Annotated in this window: 23 protein-coding genes and 1 other RNA gene; 19 read left to right on the forward strand and 5 right to left on the reverse strand. The window is 37.8% G+C overall.

Translation table 11 applies throughout. The features are described 5' to 3' along the window. Window positions 1-9: 9 nt before the first annotated feature. Window positions 10-1,050, reverse strand: coding sequence for a DUF5644 domain-containing protein (locus tag CDOM16188_RS04070; RefSeq protein WP_172199261.1), 1,041 nt, complete (start codon window positions 1,048-1,050; stop codon window positions 10-12). Between the two features lie 87 nt (window positions 1,051-1,137). Here CDOM16188_RS04070 and CDOM16188_RS04075 point away from each other — a divergent pair, with 87 nt between their 5' ends. The 5 genes from CDOM16188_RS04075 to rnpB all read left to right on the forward strand — a co-directional run bounded on the left by CDOM16188_RS04075 (window position 1,138) and on the right by rnpB (window position 4,366). Further along, window positions 1,138-1,959, forward strand: coding sequence for a thiamine-phosphate kinase (locus CDOM16188_RS04075; RefSeq protein WP_172199264.1), 822 nt, complete (start codon window positions 1,138-1,140; stop codon window positions 1,957-1,959). Next, complete coding sequence (gene truD / locus CDOM16188_RS04080) at window positions 1,928-3,061, forward strand: tRNA pseudouridine(13) synthase TruD (protein ID WP_367649334.1); 1,134 nt, start codon at window positions 1,928-1,930, stop codon at window positions 3,059-3,061. Before CDOM16188_RS04075 ends, truD begins: the two co-directional genes overlap by 32 nt. Window positions 3,062-3,070: 9 nt before the next feature. Next, complete coding sequence (locus CDOM16188_RS04085; protein ID WP_172199270.1) at window positions 3,071-3,421, forward strand: hypothetical protein; 351 nt, start codon at window positions 3,071-3,073, stop codon at window positions 3,419-3,421. Further along, the gene (locus CDOM16188_RS04090) at window positions 3,418-4,032 is read left to right on the forward strand and encodes a Type 1 glutamine amidotransferase-like domain-containing protein (protein WP_172199273.1); all 615 of its coding nucleotides are present in this window, start codon (window positions 3,418-3,420) and stop codon (window positions 4,030-4,032) included. Before CDOM16188_RS04085 ends, CDOM16188_RS04090 begins: the two co-directional genes overlap by 4 nt. 5 nt (window positions 4,033-4,037) lie before the next feature. Continuing rightward, an RNA gene (gene rnpB, locus CDOM16188_RS04095) (RNase P RNA component class A) lies at window positions 4,038-4,366 on the forward strand. A gap of 244 nt (window positions 4,367-4,610) precedes the next feature. On the opposite strand, the gene CDOM16188_RS04100 is transcribed toward rnpB, so the two are convergent. Genes CDOM16188_RS04100 through CDOM16188_RS04115 form a run of 4 tightly spaced genes read right to left on the reverse strand, consistent with a single transcriptional unit; the run spans window position 4,611 to window position 7,312 of the window. Further along, on the reverse strand, window positions 4,611-4,829 hold the full coding sequence (locus tag CDOM16188_RS04100; protein WP_169941511.1) for a hypothetical protein: 219 nt from the start codon (window positions 4,827-4,829) through the stop codon (window positions 4,611-4,613). 2 nt (window positions 4,830-4,831) lie between these two features. Beyond that, a complete protein-coding gene (gene fliS / locus CDOM16188_RS04105) occupies window positions 4,832-5,200 on the reverse strand; it encodes a flagellar export chaperone FliS (RefSeq protein WP_172199276.1) in 369 nt (122 codons plus the stop codon). 7 nt (window positions 5,201-5,207) lie between these two features. Next, on the reverse strand, window positions 5,208-6,938 hold the full coding sequence (gene fliD, locus CDOM16188_RS04110; protein WP_172199279.1) for a flagellar filament capping protein FliD: 1,731 nt from the start codon (window positions 6,936-6,938) through the stop codon (window positions 5,208-5,210). Between the two features lie 2 nt (window positions 6,939-6,940). Then, on the reverse strand, window positions 6,941-7,312 hold the full coding sequence (locus CDOM16188_RS04115; RefSeq protein WP_172199282.1) for a FlaG family protein: 372 nt from the start codon (window positions 7,310-7,312) through the stop codon (window positions 6,941-6,943). Window positions 7,313-7,466: 154 nt separating this feature from the next. Here CDOM16188_RS04115 and CDOM16188_RS04120 point away from each other — a divergent pair, with 154 nt between their 5' ends. From CDOM16188_RS04120 to CDOM16188_RS04185, 14 genes are all read left to right on the forward strand, one after another. Next, the gene (locus CDOM16188_RS04120) at window positions 7,467-7,817 is read left to right on the forward strand and encodes an ornithine carbamoyltransferase (RefSeq protein ID WP_172199285.1); all 351 of its coding nucleotides are present in this window, start codon (window positions 7,467-7,469) and stop codon (window positions 7,815-7,817) included. Then, window positions 7,814-8,392: an RsmD family RNA methyltransferase gene (locus CDOM16188_RS04125; protein ID WP_172199288.1), complete on the forward strand. Its 579-nt coding sequence runs from the start codon at window positions 7,814-7,816 to the stop codon at window positions 8,390-8,392. The genes CDOM16188_RS04120 and CDOM16188_RS04125 overlap by 4 nt, the downstream gene beginning before the upstream one ends. 51 nt (window positions 8,393-8,443) lie before the next feature. Further along, window positions 8,444-9,493: a flagellar basal body P-ring protein FlgI gene (locus tag CDOM16188_RS04130; RefSeq protein ID WP_172199291.1), complete on the forward strand. Its 1,050-nt coding sequence runs from the start codon at window positions 8,444-8,446 to the stop codon at window positions 9,491-9,493. Next, window positions 9,493-9,798: a rod-binding protein gene (locus CDOM16188_RS04135; RefSeq protein ID WP_169941523.1), complete on the forward strand. Its 306-nt coding sequence runs from the start codon at window positions 9,493-9,495 to the stop codon at window positions 9,796-9,798. The genes CDOM16188_RS04130 and CDOM16188_RS04135 overlap by 1 nt, the downstream gene beginning before the upstream one ends. A 52-nt stretch (window positions 9,799-9,850) precedes the next feature. Beyond that, window positions 9,851-10,060, forward strand: coding sequence for a flagellar biosynthesis anti-sigma factor FlgM (locus tag CDOM16188_RS04140; protein ID WP_172199294.1), 210 nt, complete (start codon window positions 9,851-9,853; stop codon window positions 10,058-10,060). Window positions 10,061-10,101: 41 nt separating this feature from the next. Then, on the forward strand, window positions 10,102-10,536 hold the full coding sequence (locus CDOM16188_RS04145) for a flagellar export chaperone FlgN (RefSeq protein WP_169941527.1): 435 nt from the start codon (window positions 10,102-10,104) through the stop codon (window positions 10,534-10,536). Between the two features lies 1 nt (window position 10,537). Continuing rightward, window positions 10,538-12,394 (forward strand): flagellar hook-associated protein FlgK, encoded by a 1,857-nt coding sequence (gene flgK, locus CDOM16188_RS04150; protein ID WP_172199297.1) that lies wholly within the window; start codon window positions 10,538-10,540, stop codon window positions 12,392-12,394. Beyond that, on the forward strand, window positions 12,391-13,155 hold the full coding sequence (locus tag CDOM16188_RS04155; protein WP_172199300.1) for a TIGR02757 family protein: 765 nt from the start codon (window positions 12,391-12,393) through the stop codon (window positions 13,153-13,155). Before flgK ends, CDOM16188_RS04155 begins: the two co-directional genes overlap by 4 nt. 118 nt (window positions 13,156-13,273) lie before the next feature. Next, window positions 13,274-13,810 carry a superoxide dismutase family protein gene (locus tag CDOM16188_RS04160; protein ID WP_172199303.1) on the forward strand — a complete coding sequence of 179 codons (537 nt, stop codon included), beginning with the start codon at window positions 13,274-13,276 and terminating at the stop codon, window positions 13,808-13,810. Window positions 13,811-13,944: 134 nt separating this feature from the next. Beyond that, window positions 13,945-14,706 (forward strand): TSUP family transporter, encoded by a 762-nt coding sequence (locus tag CDOM16188_RS04165; RefSeq protein ID WP_172199306.1) that lies wholly within the window; start codon window positions 13,945-13,947, stop codon window positions 14,704-14,706. Between the two features lie 102 nt (window positions 14,707-14,808). Continuing rightward, a complete protein-coding gene (locus tag CDOM16188_RS04170; protein WP_169941537.1) occupies window positions 14,809-15,489 on the forward strand; it encodes a F0F1 ATP synthase subunit A in 681 nt (226 codons plus the stop codon). Between the two features lie 177 nt (window positions 15,490-15,666). Next, window positions 15,667-17,085, forward strand: a complete 1,419-nt coding sequence (gene gatB, locus CDOM16188_RS04175; protein WP_172199309.1) for an Asp-tRNA(Asn)/Glu-tRNA(Gln) amidotransferase subunit GatB — start codon at window positions 15,667-15,669, stop codon at window positions 17,083-17,085. A gap of 1 nt (window position 17,086) precedes the next feature. Continuing rightward, window positions 17,087-17,983, forward strand: a complete 897-nt coding sequence (locus CDOM16188_RS04180) for an NAD(P)H-dependent glycerol-3-phosphate dehydrogenase (RefSeq protein WP_172199312.1) — start codon at window positions 17,087-17,089, stop codon at window positions 17,981-17,983. Next, window positions 17,980-19,044, forward strand: a complete 1,065-nt coding sequence (locus CDOM16188_RS04185; protein ID WP_253908127.1) for a glycoside hydrolase family 3 N-terminal domain-containing protein — start codon at window positions 17,980-17,982, stop codon at window positions 19,042-19,044. Before CDOM16188_RS04180 ends, CDOM16188_RS04185 begins: the two co-directional genes overlap by 4 nt. The last annotated feature ends 50 nt before the right edge of the window (window positions 19,045-19,094 follow it).

The raw sequence follows: 19,094 nt of genomic DNA on the forward strand, positions 1-19,094 counted from the left end.
ATTTTAAATTTAGACCAATCTTACTTTTAGCTTATGATTTTTTATACTTGTTGGAATTTCGCCGTTTGCTAGGCTTACAAGCTCGGCTGTGCGTAGGATATAAAATTTTTCTAAGCTTCTACCGATTGACTTTTGCAGTTTGTTTGAAAGCGTATCAAACATATAAAAGGCTTGTTCGTTATCAACCAGTAAAAAATCAGCCCCGCTATCAAACGCGTCAAATAAAATTTTGCCGGCAAGTTTAAAAGCAAGTTCGTCATTTAGTCCGATCAACTCAAATCCACAAGGCAATTTTTGGCTATCGGTGCTGATGAATTTCGCCTTTAGACTTCTTATATCGTCCGAAATTTCACCGTAGCTTGCGATTGTAAAATCCTTAAAATCATGTTTTAAATTTAGTTTTTCTATTTTCATTTCAGCACTCAGAGCAGGCAGTTTTCTTTCGGGCTCTTTTAAATTTGATTTTATGAATTCTAAAGCCCCTTTGTAAATTTCATCACTCCAAAATATCCACTCTTTTAAATCTCCCGCTATCCATACGCCAAATTTGCTATCGCTTACGACGGCTAAAATTTCATCTTTTTTATCAGGATATTTTTCGCATAGAAATTTAGCAAATATTATCGCGCTTGAGCCTATGAAATTTGGCTCAAATTCGTTCATAAATCCTGCATAAAAATATGGCTTTAGGCTCTCGTAAAATTTAGCATCCTCTTTTGTATAAAAATTACTAAACAGCTTGATTTTCCCCATAAAGTCATCGTCGTTTATGGTGAGATCTTTTACCGCTCTTTTTGTACTTAAAGGCTCTATGATAAGAGTGCTCTTAAAACGGTTTAATATTAGATCAAAGCTAGTATCTAGACTAACTACCATGCCGTTTATCTTTACAAATTTAACCCCTTCAAAATCAAAATACGGATCGTTTTTTTTAATATCGTCTAGTAAATCTTGTAAGTTTTTAAAGTTGTAGTTTTCAAAAAAATATGGTTTGTAGTATCTTAACACATCGTTTTTGGCGTTAAATCTAAAAATTCTCACTTCAAGCATCTGCCGTCCTTTTAAGGGTAGTTTATAAAATTTTAGCTTAACTAATGTTTGAAGTAGTTTTTAACGTCAAATTTTATAAAATGTGGCATGGATAAAGAACAGCTGATAATCGATAAATTTAGCAACTCATTTATAGGCGATGACGGTGCAGTTGCGGGAAAATGGGTCTATAGTAAGGATCTGTTTTACGAAAATACGCACTTTAAGAGATCTTGGCTTAGCCTTGATGAGGTTTCTTATAAGGCGATGATCGTAAATATCTCAGACGCTATCGTTATGAATACGGTTCCTAAATACGCGCTTTTGGGGCTTGGACTTCCTAAGGAGATAAAGCCCGCTGAAATTTCTTTATTTAAATCAGGTATCCAAAAGGCGTGCGATGAGTTTGGATTAACGATAATAGGCGGCGATACGATAAGTAGCGATAAAATCTTTATAAGCGTAACCGTTGTTTCAAAAATTTACGATAAGCCTATCTTTAGGAGCGGTGCTAAAAAAGGCGATTTTATAGCATTTACCGGAAGGCTTGGGGGAAGTTTAAAGGGATTAAAAGCCTTGATGAACGGCGGAGCGGTAAGTAGAAATTCTCGCTTTAAAAGACCGATTTTAAGGGATAAATTCTTTTATTCGGCTAGCAGGTTTATAAATTCCGCCATGGATATTAGCGACGGGCTTGGTGCGGATTTGATTAAGCTTTGCAAGTCAAGCGGTTGTGCGGTAAAATTTATCAAGCAAATCCCTAAAAATCAAATGCTAAGCGGCGAAGAGTACGAGGTGCTTTTTACGTTTAGCAAAAAAAATCTGCACAGGATCAAAAACGAAGCCAAAAAAGCTCGCATAAAAATAAATATTTTTGGAAAAATCACAAAAGGAAGATATAAAACCCATGCAAGACAACACCACTTTTAAGCCCTTATACGCACTCGCTCACACTCCTATAAATGCTTATTTCAGCAAGAATTCGGATGATTTTGTGGTGCGTGAAATACCGCTTTACGAATTTAGCGGAGACGGTGAGCATCTTATCGTTGAAATTTCCAAAAAAGATATGACGACACAAGAAGCCCTAAAGGCTTTAAGCGACTTTACGGGCGTTAAGATAAGAGAATTTGGCTATGCGGGGCTTAAGGATAAGCAGGGAATGACTACTCAATTTATCTCTATGCCGCGTAAATTTGAGACGAATTTGGCAAATTTTAGCCACGATAAAATGAAAATTCTAAATATGAACGCTCATAACAATAAGCTAAGAATAGGTCATTTAAAGGGCAATAGTTTTTTTATCCGTCTTAAAAAGGTCCTTGCAACCGATGCTCTTAAGCTTGAGCAGGCTATTAAGAAGCTAGATGAGATCGGATATCCGAACTATTTTGGCTATCAGAGGTTTGGCAAATTTGGCGATAATGCAGCTAGTGGATTTGAAATTTTAAAGCACGGAACTCTAAATGGCAAAAAGCTTAAAAATCCAAAAATGAGCGAGTTTTTAATCTCAGCTTATCAAAGCGATCTTTTTAACCGCTGGCTTAGTAAGCGTATCGAAATTTCGCGATTTGCAGATGAATTTAGCGCAAAAGAGCTAGCTGAAATTTATAAATTTATGAGTGTGGACGAGATAAGGGAGTTAAAGAGTCAAAAGCAGTTTTTTAAGCTAATTCGTGGCGAAGTTTTGGGGCATTATCCTTTTGGCAAGTACTTTTTGTGTGAGGATTTGCAAAGTGAGGTTGAGAAATTTAATCTCAAAGATAGAACCAGCTGTGGGCTTATCGCAGGAAGTAGGGCGTATAAGAGCGAGGGGCTTGCTAAAAAGATAGAAGATGGGATCTTTAGCAAGGCAAGTGAATTTGAAGCAAAAATGAGCGGAAGCAGGCGTTTTGCTTGGAGCTATCTTGAAAATGTCCAATATAAATACAATCCTGAAAAAGCGCATTTTGGCATAAATTTTACTTTGCAAAAGGGCTCTTATGCGACTGTGGTTTTGGAAGAAATTTTGCATAAGGATATTTTCGAATAAGGAGAGAATATGCGATATTTTGTGATTGTTTTAGGGTGTTTAGCCTGTTTTTTGGGATTTGCAAAGGCTTGTGAGTCTCCTCCTGCTGCGGAAGCTTTCGTCTATGAAAATGATATGGATTTAGACGGCGTACTTGATATGAACGAGTGGAAAAATGTAAAGAGTATGGAGAATTTTAGAGTTAAATTTGGAGATTTTAGCGAAGCGGAGTTTAAAAAATTTGATAAAAACAAAGACGGTAAGCTTGAGTGGGAAAGCGAGCTTGAGGGCAATATCGAATACATAAAAGATCCTTGCGAGATCAAGGAGGAGCAAGAAAATTTTAAAAAATCAAAAAGCAACCAAAAAGGAAAATCGTGAAAAATATCTTTTTGTGCTCTTATTTTGCAGGAGTCTTTGAGCTCTTTGCGGATAAATTTGACTGCGAAGGCAAGAGTGTTTGCTTCATATCAACGGCTGGCAAATTTGAAGAGGTGAATTTCTACGTAGATGAGGCAAAAGAGTGCTTTAAAAATGCGGGCGTGAGAATTGATGAGCTTGATATCTCGGTAAGCGACAAGGCAGAAATTTTGAAGAAATTTAGCCAAAACGACTTCATCTACGTATGTGGCGGAAATACATTTTATCTCTTAAGTGAGTTTAAAAAATCGGGAGTTATAAGCGAGCTAAAGAGCCTTGTAAATAGCGGCAAAATTTATATCGGCGAATCGGCAGGTGCCGTGATAACATCGCCTGATATCGAGTATATAGGGCTAATGGATGAAAATTTAGCGGAGCTAAAGGATCTTAGCGGCTTAAATTTGGTGAGTTTTTATACTTTGCCTCACTTGGGCGAATTTCCGTTTGAAGAAGCATGTAATAATATAATCGCAAAATTTGGCGAGAAAATAGATCTAAAAGCGATAAATAACTCCGAAGCGATTTTAATTCGGGATGAAGAAGCGGTTATTTTAAGCGCAAAGTTGCTATAATCTCATCGGCACGGCAAGTGATTGCTTTTAAATTCCGGTTTAAAAGAGGAAAGTCCGAGCTGCTATAAGACAAAGTCCCATCTAACGGATGGCTAGGGAAACCTAAGGGATAGTGTAACAGAAAGCAGACTACCGCTTCGGCGGTGATGGTGAAACGGCGGGGTAAGAGCCCACCAGCGCCACGCGAAAGCATGGCGGCTATATAAACCCGACTTGCAGCAAGAAGGGATGGTTTTAGTCTTATGTTAAACCCTTCGCTAGAGCCAAATTGCGAAATTTGGATTAGATAAATAATCACTCACGACAGAACTCGGCTTATCGCCGTGCCTTTATTTATGCATTTAATCCTACAAATTTAACTATCTTGTGTTTACAAAGCGTAGCTGTTTTGGATTATTTTTGTGTTTCGTGATTTTGAAGAGATTGTTTGCAGTAAGAGCTGATAGATAAATTTCTGGTTTGAGGTTGTTGTAATCTTTGTGATTTTGAAATTTGCGCTATTTTTGATAGGCAAATTTCAAAAAATATCGACAAAAAGAGTAAAGGCTAGATAGCTATAAAATTACTCAAATAGCCTTTTACTGCATGTAATTTCTAGCGTCTTTTAGTTTTTTCATCTCCACGCTTAGCTTATCGACCTTGCTTTTAATGATCTCTATGGCGCCTTCGGTTAGCGTTGCAGCCTCGCTAAGCTGTTCTAAATTTTCAAATTCCTGCGGAAAATTTTCTATCAGCTTTTCCAGACTTGCGACATCGCCGTTACTAACGGCTATCTTAAATTCTTCCAGCCATTTCATAGCTAATTGGTGGCCTCTTTCCACGCTTCAAGAAGTTGCTTGGTAACATTTACAACCTCTTCTAAAATCTTTTCATCGTTTGAGATATTGGCTTGTGAAAGAAGCTGAATTTGCCTCGTATAAAGACCGCTTAGATAGTGCGCCACATCTCCTTGCTCGTAATCAAGCGAATTTAAAAGCTCGATAAAGATAGCGTTTGCTCGGTTGATGAAATAGACCTTTTTTTCGATGTTATTTTCTTGCATCGATTTTTTCGCTCTAAAGATAAATCTTAAAATTCCTTCATATAGCATCTCTATTAGCTTTTGAGGAGACTCAATGCCTCCTACAGCGTTTTGAGAATATGCCGCGTAAGCTGTGTTATTTATCATATTTTTCCTATCTCTTTGCGTTTAGTTCGGCATCGATCATTGATTTAAGCGTCGAGAATTGATTTTGCAAGTTGCTAATCATCTTATCATAAGCTAAAAATCTCTCCGCCATCATGTCGTATTTGGTATTCAGATCGGTTACCGCACGCTCTTTGTCTTTGCCTAATTTTTCCTTTTCGCTAGTTAAATTTTGAGCAAAAATCGTTAATGAGCCCTCTTTGCCGACTATGTCTTTTAATTTTGTGTTTAAATTTGTAAAAATCCCGTCCGTCGTTGTCTTTTTGGCGCCTATGTTGCTATTTGCAAGTCCTAGTTTATCAAGGATATTAGGATCGCCTTTTACCTCTATGTTTGTGCCGTCTATGCTTTTTAGCACGATTCTATCTTCGGTTTGATTAAGGCTTGCCTGTACTCCGTTAATGCCTGCTTCATTTATGGCTTTTAAAAGCGCGATTGCGTTTTCTTTTGACGAATTTGACGCAGATGTGGTTAAATTTATCTTTTTGCCGTTTATTGTAAATTCCTCATTTGCTATCGTAAGCGCTCCGCTATTTATAGCCTTAGAGCTTCCCGTGATAACTTGAGAGTAGCTTGTCGAGCCTGTAAATAACATCTTGGCTTCGTCTAAATTCTTATCAAGTTTTTCGCTTAGTTTTGACTGATCGACTTTAAGCAATCCGTCTTTAGTAAGCTCAAAGCCAAAATCTGTCAAATTTAGATTTTTTGTTTTGCCGTCAATTGTTATGGCTTTATTTTCAAAAAGAGCTTTGTTTATGGTTGATTTGATACTCGTTATCTCGCTAACACCTTGAAACGTGCCCGCGTTTTTCGTATCGCTGTTATAGTCCGTAGCTACGTCAAGATTGTTCATAAGTGAGTTATAAGTCTTTACTAAGTTGTTTATCTCAGCTTTTATGTCTTTATTGTCTTCTTTTATACTAAATGTCGTTTTACCCGTCTCTTTAAGAGTTAAATTTAGTCCTATATTAAGATCTTTTATATTGTTTGTAGATCTATTTACGGTTATGCCGTTATATGTAAATTCGGCATCCTGAGCGGTTGAAATTTTATTATTTGCTACGTTTGCGCTATCCCAGCCAAGTTCGGTTAGAATTTCGTTTGCATTTGTTAGCGGATTACCGCTGCCGTCATCGGTGCTAAATTCTATCTTGTTTTCGGCACCCGTATTTTTGGATTGTAAAATCAGCTGATACGGCTTATCTCCGCCCACTTTGAGCACTCTAGCTTGTACTTCGCCGTTTGTGGCGTCGTTTATCTTTGTGGCTAGCTCTTCAAACGAAGTTGATTGTTTTAACTCTATTTTGTATGTGTTTGAGCCAAATTTGATAGCAAACGAACCCTCTTTGCCGACAAAAGACTCAGGAGCCGTAAATTTCTTGCTTTGGTAGATATCTTTTTGTGCAAGTTGTTTTACGTCTATCTCGATATCTTGCAGACCTACGCCGGGATCTGCTTTCAAATCGGCACTTTTTCCGTTTGTACTAACGTTTCTTTTAAGAAACATCGTTTCATCGCCAAGTGCCGCAACGGAAGACTTAAAAGAGCTTACAAGGGTTTTTATTGCCGAAAGATCTTTTTGTTTAGTTAGGTTTTTCTCTAAATTTTTAGAAATCGGATCTACTAAACCCTTGTGATCGGCGACTTTTAGCTTATCTATAACCTCTTGGGTTAAAACGCTACTTCCAAGACCTAGTGAAGATATCTTACCTAATGCCATTTTTAACTCTCCTTGTCGAATAATACCCCGACAGCCTCCCTGAAGTATTCGCTTAGTTTCATTACTTGCTCGCTTGGGATTTTTCTTATAACTTCGCCCGTTTTTACTTCCATTACATTCACATATAGCGAATTTATCTTATCGTTATATGCAAAGCGAACATTAGTATCAAGGGCTTCCATCTGTCTATTTAATTTTTCGGTCGCTTCGTTTAGTCTTTTTGCTAAATCTTCGTTGTCTATGCTTAAATTATTTTGCGCGCTGTTTTGTTGTAAGTGCGTTTGCTCAACTTCCCTTGTTTGAGTATGCGCTTGAGCGTTGCTAGGGTGCGCTACAGTATTCATTTGCTGGCTAGCGACTTTAAAAATTTCCATCTTTTCTCCTTTAAAGATTGCCGTTTTAATCAATATTATTCCCCTACATCGTCATAATTTTAAATTTCTTTATACTATAAATTCTCTCTTTGAATTAATTAAAATTTACGCTTAAATTTGCTAACATTTCTTACTTTTTAAAAGGAAATTCGGTATGAAAATCTCATTTGATTGCGATTGTATATTGCTTCAAAACTCTCTTGAACTGTTTTTAAAAGATTTCATTGCACATAAAAAGGATTGCGATTTTATAATTTCTGACAGAAAGATAGATAGTAAAAAACCTGTTTTTATAATCGCTGCAAATTCCGCTCATCTTGAAATTCCTTTTAGTAAAGAGACTCTTTTAAATACGCTTGAAGAGTTTTATTCCGCTATCCAAATTCCAAAAGCAAGCTTTAAGATAGAGCAAAAAGATGAAAATTTAGCCCTTGAAGAGGCTATTTCAAATTTGGTGGAAAAATTTAAAAAAGATCTCATAGCTCTTATAAAGTCTTATCTATGAAAAGGCTTTTTACAACTATTTCAAGCGGTAAATTTAAAGGTAAAAAACTAGCTTTGCCCTCTCTTGCCACTACAAGAAGCACAAAAAATATAGTAAAAGGCTCTTTTTTTGACAGCTTCAGATATGATTTGCGCGGTAAAATTTTCATCGAAGCTTTTTGCGGAAGTGCGCTTATGGCGTGCGAAGCGCTTAGTAACGAGGCTAAAAAAGCTTATGCTATAGAGCTTGATAAAGCAGCCTTTAAGATAGCTTGCGAAAATGCAAAAAGTATCGATGAGCTAAATTTGCGCGTGCTAAACGGAGATACCTTTAAGCTCACGCCAGAAATTTTAAAAAGCGAAAATTTTGGCGAAAAAAGCGTTATCTTATATCTTGATCCGCCTTTTGATATAAGAGACGGCTTTAAAGAAATTTATGAAAAGTGCTTAAATTTGATATCAAATTTAGACGAAAAGCAAATTTTTTTAATCGCAATAGAGCATGCAAGCTCTTACACTCTGCCTGAAAATATCGGCAAATTTACTCTTGTAAAAAATAAAAAATTCGGAAACACCTCCTTAAGCTACTACTCGTAAATTTGGAATGCTTCTTGCTTTATTTTAGGCAAATAAACTAAAAGGACGGCTATGAAGCTAGCTTCATCACTGATTGCTGCGTGTATGCTTGGCGTATTTGCAAATGCGGCTCAGATAAAAGATATCGCAAATGTCGTAGGAGTTAGAGAAAACCAACTGATAGGATACGGACTTGTAGTGGGACTTAACGGCTCGGGCGACGGCTCAAGTTCTGAATTTACCATCCAATCCCTTTCAAACATGCTTCAAAGCGTAAATGTAAAAATCGATCCAAACGATATAAAATCAAAAAACACCGCAGCCGTTATGGTTACGGCTAAGCTTCCTGCTTTTGCAAGACAGGGCGATAAGCTTGATGTGGTGATATCCTCAATCGGCGATGCCAAAAGTCTACAAGGCGGCACGCTTCTTATGACCCCTTTAAAGGGCGTTGACGGCGATATATACGCGCTTGCTCAAGGCTCGCTTACCATAGGCGGAAAAAGTGCAAGCAGAAATAGCGGCAATCACGCAACCGCGGGAACGGTATTTGGCGGAGCTTTTGTGGAGCGCGAGATAGTGTATGATATCTACAATCAAGAGGCTATAAATTTAAGCCTTAAGGAGTCAAACTTTGGAATCGCTTCAAATATCCAAAACGCTATAAATTTGCATGTGGGAGGCAATGTGGCCGTGGCTATCGATCCAAGAACAGTTAGGGTCAGTAAGCCTGAAAATGCCAGTATGGTGGAGTTTCTTGCCGGAATTTTAGAGATAGATGTTGATTATAAAGCGCTTGATAAGATAATAATAGACGAGCGCACGGGCACGATAGTAAGTGGCGTAAATATCACCGTTGATCCCGTCGTAATCACGCATAAAGATATCACGATAAAGATCGAGCCAAACTCTTATGAAGACGGCGAGCGCGCTATAGATATCAAAGACAACACGGCGATAGATCCGGTGGCAAATTTGATAAAGGTAAGCGGGGAGCGCACCACCGTAGCAAGCGTAGCAAGGGCTCTAAATAAACTCGGAGCAAGCCCAAGCGACATCATCGCGATAATTGAAAATTTAAAGCGAGTAGGTGCTATACATGTTGATTTGGAGATTATATAATGAACGTTGACAATCACTTAGCTATAAACGCATATAACAGTATCGCGACAAATTCTATCACGAATAAAGCAGGCAGAAGTGAAGAGGAAAACGATAAGCTCTTAAGAGAGCAAACAGATGCTTTTGAGGCGTTTTTGGTTAAAAGCGTGCTTGATATTGCGCTTAAAGATGAAAATCCGCTCTTTCCAAAGGACGCCGGAGATAAAATTTACTCATCTATGTATAACGACACGATGAGTAGGGCTTTGAGCGGAAATTTAGGCTTTAGTGAGCTACTTTATAATTTTTTAAAGGAAAGGGCTTAAGAAAATTTCATTTATGCCGATTTGGTAATCAAATGTTTAAAAAGGCATAACAATGATATCGACACTCGGTTCAAAATTTGGGCTTAGCCCTCAGCAAATTTCACGAAATGAAGTTAAAAAAAGTGAAGTTAGCGAAGAGATTAAAAACACACAGGATAAAAGCGAAAGCAAGGTAGCGAAAATTTCGCAAGCGATAGCCGACGGAACTTACAAGATAGATCTTTCAAAAACCGCTCGCGCAATTGCCGATGAGATTATGTAGCATGAATTTGTCCTTTGTGTGAATTTGCAGAAAGGACAAATATGCTTAAAACTTATTTAAATGACGCGATTGGCGTGCTTGATGAACTTATTAAAACTACAAATTCTGATATTGAAAATATCAAAGAGGCAAAACACTCCGCCGTTGAAGAGAGTGTGAAATTAAAAAACGACCTCATAAAAAAATTTGAAAACACAAAATCACTACTTGACAAAGAGCTTTTAAGAATTTCAAAAGAGCAAAACAGCTCTGATCTAGCAAGCATACTTGACGATGAAGTAAAGGCAAATTTGGTCAATATGAGAAGCAAGCTTGAAGAGCTTCATCTAAAAAACAAAGAGTATGCAAGATACGTGGTAACGGTTAAAGAATTTTTTGACAGTTTGGTTAAAGATATGTTTAAAGACGCAAAAGACGATAGCGGCTACGCAAAGGCTACTCCTACGCCTGAGACGCTACTAAAAACAAGGGTTTAAAATGGCTAATATATTTTCTTCGCTAGGAATCGGTATAAGCGGGCTTGATGCTGCCCAGATGCAAATTTCAACTACCGGACACAATATCACAAACGCCGATAACGAGCACTATACAAGACAGCGCGTAATCCAATCTGCAAGAGAGCCTGAGCACGGGATGCCGGGCGATATCGGACGAGGCACCAAGGTAGATACTATAGTAAGAATTCATGACGAATTTGTATTTTCCCGTCTTAGAAGTTCTTCTAGCAATCTTGAATTTTCAGCATATAAAAAGAGAATTTTAGAAGAGATTACTCAGAGATTTCCTGATTTAAAAAGTGTAGGAATAGGGCGAGATATACAAAACTACTTTGATGCATGGAATAAATTTGCTTCAAATCCTACCGAAGGTTCTCAAAAGATAAATTTGCTAAATGCGGCTGAGACTTTAGCAAAGAGCATTAAAGGCACATCTGATATGCTGCATAAAATTCAGCAAGATGTAAATTCGCAGATAGAAGTAACGGTAAATGAGATAAATAAATACGCAAAAGAGATAGCCGAGATCAATAAGCAAATTCAGCGCGTGGAGTCAGTAGGCACTACAAGAGCCAATGACCTGCGCGATAAGCGTGATGAGCTTGAGCTTGCGATATCAAAGCTCGTTAATGCAACCGCCTTTAAGGGCGAGCTTCAAGGAAGCGCTTATATAGACCCTACGGTAACTGATATAGGTTCAAAATACAATCTTAATATTTCGGGATTTTCTATAGTGGACGGTGTAAATTTCCATCCGCTTGCGCTTGATAATTCAACCAATAAATTTGATTTTCACAATATCTACTACGAAAGAGAAGACGGCAAACGCGTGGATATGTCCTCTAAGCTTACAGGTGGCAAACTAGGAGCGGCGCTTGATCTAAGAGGAAGATATCTTGGCGAGGGCGGAGAATTTCAAGACGGAATCATTCAAAAATATATAGACAATCTAAACACTTTTGCCAAAGGCTTGATAACCGAGACTAATAACATCTACGCCAAATCAGCCGTAGAAAATATAACAACAGACGAGCTTAGCTTCCTTGAGCCTTCAAGAACGCTTATGAATTTTAACAATGACATCAAGCATGGAAGCTTTGATGTGATAGTTTATAACAACCAAGGTCAAGAAGTAGCCAGAAAAACCATAACCATAGACGCTACTACGACGATGGATGATCCTACTAGAGGCACTTCTATCATCAAAGACTTTAACGCAGATACGGATGATAATAAAGACAATAACATACACAACGACGTAAATGATTATTTTAGGGCTTATTATCAGTATGATCCAGCGACCAAAAAGGGAACGTTTGGCGTATCGGCTCTAAGACACTCGGGCGAATACAGTATAGCGTTTGTGGATAAAGGAACAAATTTCCCGGGCATTATCGGCACAAATAAATTTTTCAATGGAAATAGTGCAAAAGATATCGGCGTTAAAACCGAGCTAGCTGAAAATCCGCATAAGCTTAAGGGCTACTCAAATCCGACTCCGGGCAACAATGACGTAGCAAACGATATGGTCCAGCTTCAATATAAAAAGATATATTTTTATTCAAACAAGCATGCGGATAAGATCGAGACCATAGAGGGCTTTTATCGATTTATCACAACCGATATCGCAAGCCAGACTCAGGGCAACAACTACTTGCATGATACAAACCAAGCGATAAATAAAACCGCCATGAGCGAGCATCAATCAGTTAGTGGCGTAAATTTAAACGAAGAGCTAACCTCTCTTATAAGATTTCAGTCAAGCTACGGTGCTGCAGCTAAGATAATAACGACTGTTGAAAAGATGCTTGATACTCTACTAACGCTTAAACAATGACGGATTTAAAATCTTTACTTGACGCTCATGCGCTTGAGAAAAATACCGATCTGGGGCTTTATTCAGCCTCGGATCCGCTTCAAGCGGCAAGCAAATTTAAAGAGCCTAACATAGCTTTAATATGCGCTTTGTTTGCTTACGGCAATGCAAATTTGATACTCAAATTTCTAAATTCGCTTGACTTTAGCTTGCTTGATGAGAGCGAAAGCAAGATCGTTTCAAATTTGCAAAATTTCAAATACCGATTTCAAAGCGTTGAAGACGTGAGGCAAATTTTTATTACTCTATCTAGGCTGAAAAAAGATGGAGATATTGAGGCGATTATCAAAAGCGGCTTTGATAAAAACGGGCTTATGGTTGAGGGCATAAACGAGCTTATCAAATTTATTTACTCTTTAAATTCGTATAGATCCGACGGATATGAATTCTTTTTTGGAAAGAGCTTTGAGAACAAACCAAATTCACCATATAAACGCTATAATATGTTTCTTCGTTGGATGGTAAGAGATAGCGATATCGACCTTGGGCTTTTTAAAAATTTGCCTAAAAGCGAGCTTTTAATCCCTCTTGATGTGCATACTCACCGAGTTTCGCTTGCACTAAAGCTGATAAATCGCAAAAGCTATGATTTCACAGCTGTTTGTGAGCTTACAAATAGGCTAAAGGAATTTGATCCGCTTGATCCTATACGCTATGATTTTGCACTTTATAGGATAGGGCAGAGCAAAGAGCTTGATAAAATTTTAGATCCAGAAAAATAATTTAACACATTTAAAACGGCTATTGAACGAAGTTAAAGGAAAAATTAATATTTACTATTAATTTTTATTTACAATGTTTTGATATAGTTACGCATAAATTTTATTTTAAAGGAATTTCATGAAAAAAACTCTTTTACTTAGCGCGTTGCTTGGCACTATGCTATTTGCCCACGAGCATATGCATTTTGACCCTAAAGCTCAAAAACATATCGTTATCCCTATGGAACAACTTGGTGAAAAAGGCAATACAAACGTAGGTGAAGTTGTAGCTATCGAGACAAACTACGGCGTAGCATTTTTCCCAAATCTAAAAGGAATCGAGAGTGGTGCTCACGGATTTCACGTTCATATGAATGCGGACTGTGGTGCTACTGAAAAAGGTCTAGGTATGAAAGCCGGCGGTCACTGGGATCCGACAGATACTAAAAAACACTCATTCCCTTGGGATGATATGGGACACAAAGGTGACTTGCCTATCCTTTATGCTGACAAAGACGGTAACGCAGTATATCCTGTACTAGCTCCAAAGATCAAATCGCTTGACGAGCTAAAAGGACACTCACTAATGGTTCACGTTGGCGCAGATAATCACCACGATCATCCAAAACCACTTGGCGGTGGCGGTGCAAGACTAGTTTGTGGCGTTATAAAATAATTTTCTCGGCTCCTTTTTTGGAGCCGCTCTCTTTAAATTTTCTTTCAATTCTTTAAATCACAAAATATCATTAAAATTTAATAAATTTTTTAGTATTATTTTTGCCTATTTTAAATTCAAATTTAAGAAAAATTATGGAATTTGATCTCTTAGCTTATTTTATATTTTTTGGCGCTGCGTTTTTAGGCGGATTTATCGACTCTATTGCCGGTGGAGGCGGACTTATAACTCTTCCGGCTATCATGGCTATGGGAGTGCCACCTCATCTTGCGCTTGGGACGAACAAGCTTCAAGGATCTTTTGGAAGCTTTACGGCGACTTTAAATTTTACCCGCAAAGGCATGATTGACTATAAAGAGGCGTTTTTGGGCATTATTTTTACTTTTATCGGCGCATGTCTCGGCGCAACTTTAATCCTGTTTTTAAATCCAAATTTCTTAAAAATAGTAATTCCATTTTTACTGATCGCTATTTTTATATATACTCTCATCACTCCAAAGATTGGCGATAGTGATAAAAAAGCAAGGATGAATTATAAAATTTTTTACATAGCTTTTGGGCTTTTGCTTGGTTTTTATGACGGTTTTTTCGGACCAGGGGCCGGTTCGTTTTGGACTTTCGCTATGGTGGCTTTGATAGGACTTAGTATGAAAAAAGCTGTTGCACACACAAAGCTTTTAAATTTCGTTAGCAATATCGTATCTCTAGGTGTTTTTATCATCGGCGGACAAGTTCTTTGGAAGGTTGGAATATTAATGGGGGTAGGGCAAATTTTAGGCTCTTTCATAGGCTCAAATTTAGTCATTAAAAAAGAGGTTAAATTTATAAGAACGATGTTTTTATTTGTGGTTGGAGCTACTATCTTAAAACTTCTTTATGACTATTTCGCTTCTTAAGTTCAAAAATCAAAATAAGTGCCAAAATAGGGCAAAGTTAAAAAACTTTTAACAATAAATTTGCTAAAATCTCACCAAAATTTATAAATTTAAGGTTAATGCATGAAAGATTTGTTTCTCTTTTCAGGTCTTATTTCACATTCACACTCTTTTACTTATGCGGCGCATTTCTTGCTTGTTACGCTTATTATTTTAGTTGTCGCCAAGCTTGCCACTAAAAATATGCAGCTTGTTCCAAGAGGCACTCAGAATGTCGTTGAGGCATATTTGGAAGGCGTTACAGCTATGGGTAAAGACGTGCTAGGAAGCGAGCAGCTAGCCAGAAAATACCTTCCGCTTGTTGCAACTATAGGTTTTGTAGTATTTTTCTCAAACGCTATCGGTATTATTCCCGGCTTTGAGTCGCCTACTTCAAGCCTAAATTTGACACTGACACTTGCTCTTGTCGTGTTTGTTTATTATAACTTTGAAGGCATTAGAAAAAACGGAGTTGTTAAGTATTTTGCGCATTTTATGGGACCTAGCAAGGTTTTAGCGCCACTTATGTTTTTAGTTGAAGTTGTTTCACACCTTTCACGTATAGTTTCTTTATCTTTCCGTCTTTTTGGAAATATCAAGGGTGATGATCTATTTCTTATGGTTATGCTTGCGCTTGCACCTGTCATCGCGCCATTTCCTGCGTATGCTCTACTAACGCTTATGGCCGTCCTTCAGACATTTATCTTTATGATGCTTACTTATGTATATCTTGCGGGCGCTATTTTAATAAGCGACGAACATTAAAATTTAATTTTACCGACTGAAACTACGGTCGGTAAAATTTAAAATTTCTCACTATTTTTATCCTCAAATTTCAAATAAAATCGCTGTTTTTAGATAAGTTAAAAGAAATAATTGCTAAAATAACGCTTAAAATTTGCGCTATAAATTCACGGCGTATTCTTAACAAAAAGGTTAATTATGTTTGAAGTCGTAATCGGTCTTGAGGTTCACACCCAGCTTAATACAAAAACGAAAATTTTCTGCTCCTGCTCGACGAGTTTTGGCGATGAAGCAAATACTCATGTATGTCCTGTTTGTCTAGCACTTCCCGGAGCCTTGCCTGTGCTAAATAAAGAAGCCGTTAGAAAGGCTATAAGCTTTGGCACTGCGGTAAATGCAACTATAAATAAAAAATCGGTTTTTAATAGAAAAAATTACTTTTATCCGGATCTTCCAAAGGCTTATCAAATTTCTCAGTTTGAAGTGCCTATAGTAGAAAATGGCGAGCTTTTTATCGATGTAAACGGCGAGAAAAAGCGCATAGGTATCACCAGAGCCCATCTTGAAGAGGATGCCGGTAAAAACATCCACGAAGGAAGCGTTAGCTTTGTTGATCTTAATAGAGCGGGAACTCCTTTGCTTGAGATAGTTAGCGAACCTGATTTAAGAAGTAGCGATGAGGCGGTAGCTTACCTTAAAAAGCTTCATTCTATTTTGAGATTTTTAAACATAAGCGATGCTAATATGCAAGAAGGAAGCTTTCGTTGCGACGCAAACGTAAGTATTAGACCAAAGGGCGATACGAAACTTTACACAAGAGTTGAGATTAAAAACTTAAATTCCTTTAAATTTATTCAAAAAGCTATTGATTACGAAGTGCAGCGCCAAAGCATAGCGTGGGAAGATGGCAAATACGATGAGGAAGTTTATCAAGAAACAAGACTTTTTGATACGGTAAATTTGGTTACAAAGTCAATGCGCGGCAAAGAAGATAGTGCCGAGTATAGATACTTCCCCGATCCTGATTTATTGCCCGTAGAAATTCCTGAAGATATGTATAATGAGGCGATCAAAATCCCTGAGCTTGCAGAGCAAAAAGTGACTAGATATATAAAAGATTACGATATCAAAGAAGACGATGCTAAAAATTTAGTAAGTTCTGCCGAGATGGCAAAGTATTTTGAGGACTTGGTGGGCGCTAACATATCTCCAAAACTCTGCTCGACATGGCTACTTGTGGAGCTTTTAGGAAGGCTCAAAAACGGCGTTACTATAGAGAACTCCCCTGTAAATAGCGCTAAAATGGCAACTCTTTTAGCTAGGATAGAGGACGGCACTATAAGCGGAAAGGCTGCTAAGGAGATTCTTGATTTTCTTATGGAAAACGATATAAGCGTAGATGATGCGATAGAGAAATTGGGGCTTAAGCAAGTTAGTGATGATGGAGCTATACTTGCGATTATAGATGAAATTTTAAATGCAAACGCAGATAAGGTTGCCGAGTATAAAAGCGGCAAAGACAAGCTATTTGGATTTTTTGTCGGTCAGGTTATGAAGGAAGGCAAGGGTGCTTTTAATCCGTCTAAAGTCAATGAACTACTAAAAACAAAGCTTTGATATGAAAATAGCTGTTTTTGGAGCTGGCAAATGGGGAAGCGCTCTTTTTCATGCGCTTTCTCAGAAAAACGAATGCGTAATAAGCTCTAAAACACCTCGTCAAATTCCAAATTTCGTATCTACTGATGAGGCTTTAGAGGCTGAAATTTTAGTTATGACTATTCCTTCTCAGGTTACGGGCGAGTGGCTTAAGAAAAATTTTAAAAATTACAATCAAAAAATTTTAGTAGCCTCAAAAGGAATCGAAACAAGCAGTTTAAAATTTTTAAACGAAATTTACGAGCAGTACGTCGATAGTGCAAATTTGGCTTTCTTGTCCGGACCCACCTTTTCAAAAGAGGTAGAAAAGAAACTTCCTTGCGCCCTTGTCGTAAATTCTATAAATTTGTCGCTAGCTCAAGAAATTTCAAATCTTTTTCCAAGTTATATCAAGGCATATACATCAGACGATGTTATAGGGGCTGAAATTTGTGGAGCGTATAAAAACGTGATTGCCATAGCCGGTGGAATTTGCGATGGTCTTGGACTGGGAAATAACGCTAGAGCAAGTCTTATCTCAAGAGGGCTTGTCGAGATGGCGAGGTTTGGCAAGTATTTTGGCGCAAGAGACGAGACTTTTTTAGGTTTAAGCGGGGCGGGCGATCTTTTTCTTACAGCTTCAAGCGTCTTGTCGCGTAATTACCGAGTAGGACTTGGACTTGCTAAAAACGAAAGCTTGAATAAAATTTTAAACGATCTAGGCGAAGTTGCCGAGGGCATAGATACCTCTTATGCCATAGAAAAGATTGCTAAAAAAGAGGGAATTTATACTCCTATAGTAAATGAAGTAGTCGCCATGCTTGGCGGCAAAGAGGTTCAAAAGAGCCTTATTGATCTTCTTAGCAGGAAGAAAATTTGAGAATTTTATCGAGGCTGTTTTTTTGCATTGCTATCATCACCTGCAGTTTGCTTTTTGCAAATGAAAAACCGCCGCTTCGCAAAATGATAGCCCAGATGATAATGGTGGGCTTTAACGGCGCAAATCAAAACGAAGCTAAAACCGCAATATCTGATGCCAAGTATCAAAGATTTGGCGGAGTTATGCTGCTTGGCAAAAATGTCAAAGATAAAGAGAGTCTAAAGGCTTTAACCGCAGCCTTTAAGAATGCTCAAAAAAATATATTTATAGCCATAGACGAAGAGGGCGGAATTGTAACCAGATTTAAGGATAAGGCTGGATTTGAAACCTTTATCTCGGCAAGCGAAGTGGCTAGAAGGCTTGATCTAAAAAGCGCAAAAGAGCTTTACGGTCGTATGGCTACTCAGCTAAAAGAGGTCGGCGTAAATTTAAATTTCGCCCCCGTTGTCGATGTGTTAGACACGGTATCTCCTATCATAGCTTCCAAGGACAGAGCTTTTAGTAGGGATATAGATGAAGTTTCTTTATATGCGAGTGAATTTTTAGATGCTTTTAGCGAAGTTGGGGTGCTAACTACGCTTAAGCATTTTCCGGGACACGGTTCTGCACAAACGGACTCACATAATGCAAAAACTGTGATAGAAAATTTTAACTATAACGAACTTAAGCCTTATTATGATGCGATCAAAAAGAATCAGGCAAGGCTTATAATGGTCTCTCATGTCTATTTAAATCAAGAGGATAATCAAAATCCCTCATCTCTTTCTGAAAAAATTATCCAAAATTTGCTAAGGGAAAAGCTGAAATTTAATGGTGTTGTCATAAGCGATGATATGCTCATGGGAGGCTTAAAGGGCTTTAGTCTTACTCAAAAGGTTGTAAATTTCATAAATGCGGGCGGAGATATCTTGCTCTTTAGCGACTTTATGATAGGGGAGCGAAAAACCGCCGAATACGTAACGCAAATAATAGTTGATGCAGTAAATCAAAAGAAAATTCCAAAAGAGCGTATAGAGCTATCTTACGAGCGAATCATGAAGCTTAAGAGCGAGCTTCAATAAATTTTATTCCTTGTCATCCACCTAATTTAACAATATTTTTAGACTTTTAA

It is taken from the genome of Campylobacter sp. RM16188, assembly GCF_012978795.1.
In the GTDB taxonomy this organism is placed as follows: domain Bacteria; phylum Campylobacterota; class Campylobacteria; order Campylobacterales; family Campylobacteraceae; genus Campylobacter_A; species Campylobacter_A canis.

Excerpts from the sequence above, each read along its gene's own strand:
- CDOM16188_RS04070 (WP_172199261.1), bottom strand. The coding sequence starts at position 1,050 with ATGCTTGAAGTGAGAATTTTTAGATTTAACGCCAAAAACGATGTGTTA.
- CDOM16188_RS04075 (WP_172199264.1), top strand. The coding sequence starts at position 1,138 with ATGGATAAAGAACAGCTGATAATCGATAAATTTAGCAACTCATTTATA.
- CDOM16188_RS04085 (WP_172199270.1), top strand. The coding sequence starts at position 3,071 with ATGCGATATTTTGTGATTGTTTTAGGGTGTTTAGCCTGTTTTTTGGGA.
- CDOM16188_RS04100 (WP_169941511.1), bottom strand. The coding sequence starts at position 4,829 with ATGAAATGGCTGGAAGAATTTAAGATAGCCGTTAGTAACGGCGATGTC.
- fliS (WP_172199276.1), bottom strand. The coding sequence starts at position 5,200 with ATGATAAATAACACAGCTTACGCGGCATATTCTCAAAACGCTGTAGGA.
- fliD (WP_172199279.1), bottom strand. The coding sequence starts at position 6,938 with ATGGCATTAGGTAAGATATCTTCACTAGGTCTTGGAAGTAGCGTTTTA.
- CDOM16188_RS04115 (WP_172199282.1), bottom strand. The coding sequence starts at position 7,312 with ATGGAAATTTTTAAAGTCGCTAGCCAGCAAATGAATACTGTAGCGCAC.
- CDOM16188_RS04120 (WP_172199285.1), top strand. The coding sequence starts at position 7,467 with ATGAAAATCTCATTTGATTGCGATTGTATATTGCTTCAAAACTCTCTT.
- CDOM16188_RS04125 (WP_172199288.1), top strand. The coding sequence starts at position 7,814 with ATGAAAAGGCTTTTTACAACTATTTCAAGCGGTAAATTTAAAGGTAAA.
- CDOM16188_RS04130 (WP_172199291.1), top strand. The coding sequence starts at position 8,444 with ATGAAGCTAGCTTCATCACTGATTGCTGCGTGTATGCTTGGCGTATTT.
- CDOM16188_RS04135 (WP_169941523.1), top strand. The coding sequence starts at position 9,493 with ATGAACGTTGACAATCACTTAGCTATAAACGCATATAACAGTATCGCG.
- CDOM16188_RS04140 (WP_172199294.1), top strand. The coding sequence starts at position 9,851 with ATGATATCGACACTCGGTTCAAAATTTGGGCTTAGCCCTCAGCAAATT.
- CDOM16188_RS04145 (WP_169941527.1), top strand. The coding sequence starts at position 10,102 with ATGCTTAAAACTTATTTAAATGACGCGATTGGCGTGCTTGATGAACTT.
- flgK (WP_172199297.1), top strand. The coding sequence starts at position 10,538 with ATGGCTAATATATTTTCTTCGCTAGGAATCGGTATAAGCGGGCTTGAT.
- CDOM16188_RS04155 (WP_172199300.1), top strand. The coding sequence starts at position 12,391 with ATGACGGATTTAAAATCTTTACTTGACGCTCATGCGCTTGAGAAAAAT.
- CDOM16188_RS04160 (WP_172199303.1), top strand. The coding sequence starts at position 13,274 with ATGAAAAAAACTCTTTTACTTAGCGCGTTGCTTGGCACTATGCTATTT.
- CDOM16188_RS04165 (WP_172199306.1), top strand. The coding sequence starts at position 13,945 with ATGGAATTTGATCTCTTAGCTTATTTTATATTTTTTGGCGCTGCGTTT.
- CDOM16188_RS04170 (WP_169941537.1), top strand. The coding sequence starts at position 14,809 with ATGAAAGATTTGTTTCTCTTTTCAGGTCTTATTTCACATTCACACTCT.
- gatB (WP_172199309.1), top strand. The coding sequence starts at position 15,667 with ATGTTTGAAGTCGTAATCGGTCTTGAGGTTCACACCCAGCTTAATACA.
- CDOM16188_RS04180 (WP_172199312.1), top strand. The coding sequence starts at position 17,087 with ATGAAAATAGCTGTTTTTGGAGCTGGCAAATGGGGAAGCGCTCTTTTT.